At 38.1% G+C, this 7,206-nt stretch carries 7 protein-coding genes; 3 read left to right on the forward strand and 4 right to left on the reverse strand.

The window, feature by feature from the left end; all coding sequences use genetic code 11:
* Positions 1-85 precede the first annotated feature (85 nt).
* Together VB797_RS17475 and petJ are read right to left on the reverse strand one after the other, a co-directional pair.
* Complete coding sequence (locus VB797_RS17475) at positions 86-1,558, reverse strand: cytochrome P450 (RefSeq protein ID WP_323238993.1); 1,473 nt, start codon at positions 1,556-1,558, stop codon at positions 86-88.
* Between the two features lie 183 nt (positions 1,559-1,741).
* Complete coding sequence (gene petJ, locus VB797_RS17480; protein WP_323238994.1) at positions 1,742-2,077, reverse strand: cytochrome c6 PetJ; 336 nt, start codon at positions 2,075-2,077, stop codon at positions 1,742-1,744.
* A gap of 223 nt (positions 2,078-2,300) precedes the next feature.
* Here petJ and VB797_RS17485 point away from each other — a divergent pair, with 223 nt between their 5' ends.
* On the forward strand, positions 2,301-3,065 hold the full coding sequence (locus VB797_RS17485) for a histidine kinase (protein WP_323238995.1): 765 nt from the start codon (positions 2,301-2,303) through the stop codon (positions 3,063-3,065).
* Positions 3,066-3,374: 309 nt separating this feature from the next.
* On the opposite strand, the gene VB797_RS17490 is transcribed toward VB797_RS17485, so the two are convergent.
* Both VB797_RS17490 and VB797_RS17495 read right to left on the reverse strand, forming a co-directional pair.
* On the reverse strand, positions 3,375-3,551 hold the full coding sequence (locus VB797_RS17490; RefSeq protein WP_323238996.1) for a YqaE/Pmp3 family membrane protein: 177 nt from the start codon (positions 3,549-3,551) through the stop codon (positions 3,375-3,377).
* 122 nt (positions 3,552-3,673) lie between these two features.
* Positions 3,674-4,069 (reverse strand): phage holin family protein, encoded by a 396-nt coding sequence (locus VB797_RS17495; protein ID WP_323238997.1) that lies wholly within the window; start codon positions 4,067-4,069, stop codon positions 3,674-3,676.
* Positions 4,070-4,476: 407 nt separating this feature from the next.
* Here VB797_RS17495 and VB797_RS17500 point away from each other — a divergent pair, with 407 nt between their 5' ends.
* Both VB797_RS17500 and rsmH read left to right on the forward strand, forming a co-directional pair.
* Positions 4,477-5,682 carry an FtsW/RodA/SpoVE family cell cycle protein gene (locus VB797_RS17500; RefSeq protein ID WP_323239035.1) on the forward strand — a complete coding sequence of 402 codons (1,206 nt, stop codon included), beginning with the start codon at positions 4,477-4,479 and terminating at the stop codon, positions 5,680-5,682.
* A gap of 346 nt (positions 5,683-6,028) precedes the next feature.
* The gene (rsmH, locus tag VB797_RS17505) at positions 6,029-6,934 is read left to right on the forward strand and encodes a 16S rRNA (cytosine(1402)-N(4))-methyltransferase RsmH (protein ID WP_323238998.1); all 906 of its coding nucleotides are present in this window, start codon (positions 6,029-6,031) and stop codon (positions 6,932-6,934) included.
* The last annotated feature ends 272 nt before the right edge of the window (positions 6,935-7,206 follow it).

A 7,206-nucleotide genomic window follows, 5' to 3' on the forward strand; every position in this document is an offset into this window, starting at 1 on the left:
TGTCACAGCACCCTACAATAAAAATATGCCTTTTTGCATAAGTCCTATGGTAATTGGTAATTGGTAATTGTCCCCTTCCATTTCTTTACCCAACTAATTCCACCATTTCGCGGACGTTTCCTTTTACTCCACCGACACCTTGAGTAAAATTACGGTCTTTACGCACAATCATCTTGATACCGTTTTTTGGTGACATAACTATTAATCCGAAACGGTCTATTCTTTGGTTTTGGATGTACTCTAAGCGGTATTTTTGCAATAACATTGATAATACAATTTTAATTTCCATCATGGCAAAACCTGCGCCGATACAAACACGACTCCCGGCGCTGAAAGGGTTATATTCAAACATTGTTGGTTCAAACGTCTCCCATCTTCGGGGGTTAAATTTCTCCGGTTCGGAATAAATTTCAGCTAGATGATGAGTTTGGTAAATGCTCACAAAAACTTCCGTTCCTTTGGGTAATTCATAACCTCCAAGTTCTGTTGCTTGGGAGGTGACACGTCCATTCCAAGGTACGGGAGTTAAGACGCGCATACTTTCTTTGATAACTCTTTCTAATAAAGGTAATTTTGATAATTGTTCAACAGTTGGGGCTTCTCCATTGAGTACGCTTTGCAATTCATCTACTACATCTTGCGCGATTTGGGGATGTTGCGATAAAAGAAATAGTGTCCAAGTGAGCGCATTCGCACTGGTTTCATGTCCTGCTGCAAAGATCACCCCTGCGTGTCCTAAAAGTTCATCTTCGCTCAACTTCAATCCAGTTTCAGCATCTTGCGCTTGAATTAGCATGGAAATGACATCTTCATCATTATTGCTAACCTGTTTGCGATGAATTAGCTGACGCATTTCTTCATCAAGCTGGGCGAATAAATTGAGTAATTTATGGTATGGGAGTCCTGGAATATCAAAAGGTAAAAGCGCGATCGCTAACTTTCCGTTCATCCCCAATGCTTCTTGCAAAATTTGTCCGATGCAAGCACCTTCTTCACCAATATCGCTACCAAACAAGGTTTTAGTCGCTACTCGTAGGGTTAGAAGTCGCATTACTTGAGCAATATCAACCGGCTCGTTAATTGTTAATTGGTCAAGTTGCGATCGCGTAATAGCAACCATGTCATCGCGGTAAGAATCAATACGTTGCTTATGAAAAGCTGGCATTAAAAGTTGGCGATGTTGACGGTGAGTTGCGCTATTAACACCGAATAAACCGACACCAAAATGCTTTAAAGGTTCCGTTCGCGGTGAATCATTCCGCTGCTTGTACATCCTCCCGGATAAAGGATATTTATAATAAATTTCGTGCTGACTAGTGACTGTACGCACGTTGTCGGCACCACAAGTAAAAACCGTACCAGGACATTCCGCAAGTGGCGAGTATATATGAGTACCACCGCCCGCTGTCATCGACACAACAGAACCATAAGTTTCAAATAAAGGGCGCGTATATCCTATAGAATCTTTACTAAAACGTAAAATCATCGGTAAACGCCCTAAGATTGGATTTACAGGGGGTCCGGGTACATTTAATTTTGGTAGATTAGCTGTAGTCATTTTTAAAGGTCAAAGGTTAAAGGTTAAATAACTCCTAATACCGTTTCTGTATAGAGATACGCCGAATTCAGCCTACGAAGGTAGGCTTTGTTTGGGTAGCCCCACTCTTCCAGAGTGAGGGCGATTTAGTGCAGCCTCATACAGAATTGGTATAAATCCTAACTCCTAACTCCTAACTTTTTATCACTTTCGCCAATTATTTTCAGCTTGGTTTAAAACATAGGTGGCTACAGTTTGAATTTCTGATTCACTCAAACGGTCTTTGTAAGCTGACATATTGTTTTTACCGTAGGTCACAATATGAGAAATCGCTTCCACAGAATCCATATTATATTTTTTTAAAGCTTTAATTTGCAAATTTTTACCGCGTCGAATAATATTACCACCATTAATATGACAACCAGCGCAATTTGCTGCAAAGATTTTTGCTCCATCATCTGTATCAGCAAAAGCTGGTTGTTGTAAACTCATTATCAATAGTAAAGACGTTAATAATGCAAACTTTATAAAATATTTCATTGCGATCGATATTGAATTGAGGTTATATTAGGTTATATCTAACTTTATCACTTTTCAATTACCAGTTTCTAACTACTATAAATATACCCGCTCAAATAAATATTTGATTTTTATAGCTATTTTCTACCTAAAGGATGTACCACAGAAGAAAATGGTACGTCACTATATAGAGGAGACATTATCTCAACAAAATTTTCTAAATTTTTTTGCATAGGTATAGAATATGGCTGACAATATCAAAGAGCAAATTAAAACAGACTTACAACAAGTCAAAGAAACCGGACAGCAAAGAGTTGATAGAATTAGAGAAATTGTTCGACTTGCTGTGGGTGGAGTGGTTTCCGAATTTAAAGAAGGTTCTGTTGAACTTCGCACCCTAATTAAAGATGCTGTTTCTGCTGTAGCTGAAAACTTACAAGAAAGAGGTAGCGAAGTCAAAGAAGAAATTACTGCATCTATTGAAGGTGCTGTGGAAGCTGTTGATAGTAAGCGACGAGAAGCTTTAAATAAAACTCAAACGGAAGTTAAGCAACTACAAGCTCAAATCGATCAAGAAGAAGATAAAATTCAGGAAGAAGTTGAAGGTATTTTAAGCGAAATTCAAAATACAACTCAAGGAAAATCTTCCGAAGCTCAAACCGCAATTCAATCTGCTGTTGAAAGCATAAAAAACAGCGAAGAAGCTTCTTTGTTAAAGAAACGTTACGCTCAATTACAAGCACAGTTAGCAGTTGTACGAGCAAATTTAGCCGCACGATATGGTGGTGATGATGTTAGCGTACAAACCTATTTGGATGATGCTAAAACCTGGTATGAAAAAGCTCTTCCTCAAGGAGAAGAGATAGTTTCTCAAGTGAAAGACAAGCATTCCGATATGGAAATGAAGCTTGGTGAAGCAGGTAGTTCATTAGCTAAAAAAGAACGTCAGCTAAAACAAAAATTAAGAGAGTTACTTTTAACAACTGCTCAATGGTTGAAAGAGAAGTAAATCAAGAATAAACAGATTGCCGTTTTAGGATGAATATAAATGTAGAGACGTAGCAATGCTACGTCTTTTTAATTTATAATTTTTAACTGATAAGCCAATACCGCTTAGTTAAACCCGAAAATAATCGTCAGGAATCGGGCTTTTAAATAAATGGGAGTATCTGTAACACATTTACATTTATAAAAACCCGACTTTCCAACCCGATATTTTCTTAACTGAACCGTATTGACTTAAAGATTTAAAATTAAAAGGGCGGATATTATCCACCCTTCCTTTGAAAGTAAATATTTATTTATGGAAGACAGCAAACTATACGTTTCCTTCTCGATTCAGTTCGTTATGCTTAGTAATTGCCCATAAAGCATGAATGCTTCCGGGAAGCCAACCTAACAAAGTTAATCCAATATTAATGAATAGGGTTGGACCGACTCCATAAGTTAAGAAAATACCAACTGGAGGTACAAGTAAGCCAAGTAGAAGTTTCATGTTTGTTGTTATTTGAATTAGGATTGTTTGACTTGATCGGAGACTAACCAAAATTTACGAATCTATCTAAAGATATATTTTGGTTTCAGAATTGAAAGCTTATCGTATTTACTATTAATTAACTAGTTAGAAGGTAACTCAGCTTTGTTGCTTGCTTTGGTACCTGCAATAAGATTTTTCTCTACAAAGTAGTTGCTAATGAAGGTGTTAGCAAAGGACATAACTACGGGAGCGAGGAAAAAAGCGATTATTCCCTTAACTGCAAATCCAGGAGTGAAAGCAGCAGCTAACCAGAAACAAAGTCCGTTAACTACAAGTGAAAATGCTCCTAATGTAACTAAATTAATCGGAAGGGACAGTGTTGATACAACTGGCTTAATCGAAGCATTTACTAAACCAATTACCAAACCAGCAATTAAAGCGGTTGGAAAGTTAGCGAGGTTCACACCTGGAACTACTATGTCAACGATTAGCAAACTCAATGCGGTTGCTAGGGTTGTTAAAAATATGCCTAACATAATCTCTACCTAAAAAAAACGTTTTTTGAACTCATATATACATAATGAACAATTTGGTTAACTCTAACCTCTCTAACAAGATAGATTTGGTTTATATCAAAAGATAGGTAAGGAGGAATAGGGCATAATAAACGTTTAGAAATTTTTAAGTATCAGTTTTCAAATTATAAATTGTATATTTTCTAATTTAGATTTAATTTAGAAGTCCCCACTTCTTGCAGATACTCCTTGCTTAAACGAGATGCTTAATTAGTGAAAGCGTATGTACTTGTGTCAAAATATTAAGATAAATGAAGCTAATACATCTATGCGAAACTACTCATTGCCAATTAGAATCTAGCAAAGTCGGGGTATAAACTAAAAAGCCCCAAGGTAAAACCACTAACAAGAAACGAATCGTTGTGAAATTGAAATTAAGTCGTTTGATTCCATTCCTTGATGAAACTGTATCTAGTTGGGCGTTGGAAGCACGTCTGTTACGCTGGTTAACATTAGTTTGGTTGTTCGTAGGTTTAGCCGTGCTATTTTCGGCTTCTTACCCAGTTGCTGACGTTAAGCATGGTGATGGGCTTTACTTTTTCAAACGTCAACTGATAACTGTATTCTTGGGTTTGATATTCTTCAATATCATTGTCAATTTACCTTTTCGCAAAATAATTGGGGTATCCCATTGGTTGCTATTATTGTTTTTGGGGTTGATTATTCTTACTTTAGTTCCGGGTTTGGGAACTAAGGGGGTTTACGGTACGAGTCGTTGGTTCTCTATTGCAGGATTTCCCGTTCAACCTTCGGAATTTATTAAACCTTTTTTGGTATTGCAGAGTGCGCGAGTTTTTGGACAGTGGGATAGACTTAGCTGGGGAATTCGTATTGCTTGGTTAGTGGTTTTTGGTTTGGTATTGTTAGGAATTCTCGCACAACCCAATTTGAGTACCACCGCACTTTGCGGTATGACTATATGGTTAATCGCGCTCGCTGCTGGTTTACCTTACAAATATTTGGGAGGTAGTGCTGGTGCAGGAGTCATACTCGCGCTTTTGAGCGTTACCGTCAATACATATCAACGCACGCGGATTACCTCTTTTTTGAATCCTTGGGATGACCCTCAAAATACAGGTTATCAGTTAGTTCAAAGTTTATTGGCAATTGGTTCTGGCAATACTTGGGGTGCAGGATTTGGACTTTCGCAACAAAAACTTTCTTGGCTACCAATTCAGGATAGTGACTTTATTTTTGCTGTATTTGCTGAAGAATTCGGCTATGTTGGCAGCTTGACACTGTTAGTAATGTTAGCTGTATTTGCAACTTTAGGATTAGTTGTAGCTCTCAAAGCTAAAAATATAATCTACAGATTATCGGCAATTGGTATTACTACTTTACTTGCGGGACAATCATTTATAAATATTGGTGTTGCTAGTGGAGTTTTACCTACTACAGGTTTACCTTTACCATTTTTTAGTTACGGCGGAAGTTCGATAATTGCTACATTGGTTTTAACAGCTTTATTAATTAGAGTTGCTAGAGAAAGTAACGAAGCCGAGATAGTTCCATTACGAAGACAGCCGCCAAAATCTCAAAGAGAGCAGCGGTTTTTACATAAAAATAAGCTTTAGTTTGATACTTATTATTCATGAAATATTAAGTGTATTAGCCGCGATCGCAACGCTTTTAACACCCTATCTGATAATTAATAATTGCCATCGTATTTGTATCGGAGAACCTCACCTCGCCGTACTGCACCCCTCTCCTTACCAAGGAGAGGGGATGGGGGTGAGGTTTTTGTACTCTATTCACCTGAAAAGCGCTATATTCTCGAACCTAGTTACGCGATCGCAATCTCGGCTTTTGCTTTAGTTTATCGTTTTAGCAGACTGCGCGATCAAAAAAAATAATTTTATTAATCCTGTAATGTAGTTAATAAATCCATAAGCCCCGTCCAAAATCTTTAAAAAATCTATCATGATTAACGAATCGCCAATATCATCTAATATCGAAACACCTGCTTTTTTACATATTCCCGTTTTAGGAAAGGAAATAATTGCAGGTTTGGCGATACGCAGTAACGGACATTATTTAGATACAACAGTTGGTGGTGGTGGGCATTCGCGTTTAATTTTAGATGCTGCACCGGATACCAAAATAACGGCGATCGATCAAGATGAAGATGCTTTAACGGCAGCAAAAAATAATTTGGCTAAGTATGGGAATCGTGTAGAATTTGTCCACAGTAATTTCGCATTTTACGAGTTTCCACGCAATACTTTTGACGGGATTATTGCAGATTTAGGAGTTAGTTCTTACCATTTGGACAATCCGGAAAGGGGTTTTAGTTTTCGTCACGAAGCCGAACTTGATATGCGGATGGATAGAAGTCAGTTGCTAACTGCTGCTGAAGCGATAAATCATTGGGATGAGGAGGAATTAGCAAATATTTTCTTTAAATATGGTGAGGAACGGTTATCAAGACGTATTGCTAGACGTATTGTGGAAAAACGACCATTTCATACTACAACTGAGTTAGCGGAAACGATATCTTATTGCGTTCCTCGGAAGTATCGCTACGGCAGAATTCACCCCGCAACTCGGGTTTTCCAAGGTTTACGAATTGCTATAAATGATGAATTAAAGTCTTTAGAAACTCTTTTAGAAAAAGCACCGGACGCACTTGTTGAAGGTGGAAAAATCGCAATTATTAGTTTTCATAGTTTGGAAGACAGAATAGTTAAACACGCTTTCAAAGATTCACCATCGTTAAAGGTGTTGACAAAAAAGCCGATTATTGCACAAGAAGAGGAAATTTCGACTAATCCCCGCTCTCGTTCTGCTAAATTGAGAATAGCTGAGTTGGTTAGCAGTGAACAGTGAGCAGTTAGCAGCTAAACGTCCGCATGGGGCTATATTTACAAGCAGGCTTTATTTTTGTAGTCACACCCTTCTAGTACTTCACCACATTAATTTTGCGGGGTAAGAAATTCGTAGTGGGAGCGTCTCGCTCCCTGATGGTAACGAGCGAGCGGGACAATTAGCGAGCGGGACAATCCCTGATGGTAACGAGCGAGCGGGACGCTCGCACTACGCTAACTCCTCATAACTTATGTGGTAGACCAGTAGTACTTCGCTACATTAAATATGATAGG

This window comes from Rivularia sp. UHCC 0363 (assembly GCF_034931125.1).
Taxonomy (GTDB): Bacteria; Cyanobacteriota; Cyanobacteriia; order Cyanobacteriales; family Nostocaceae; genus Rivularia.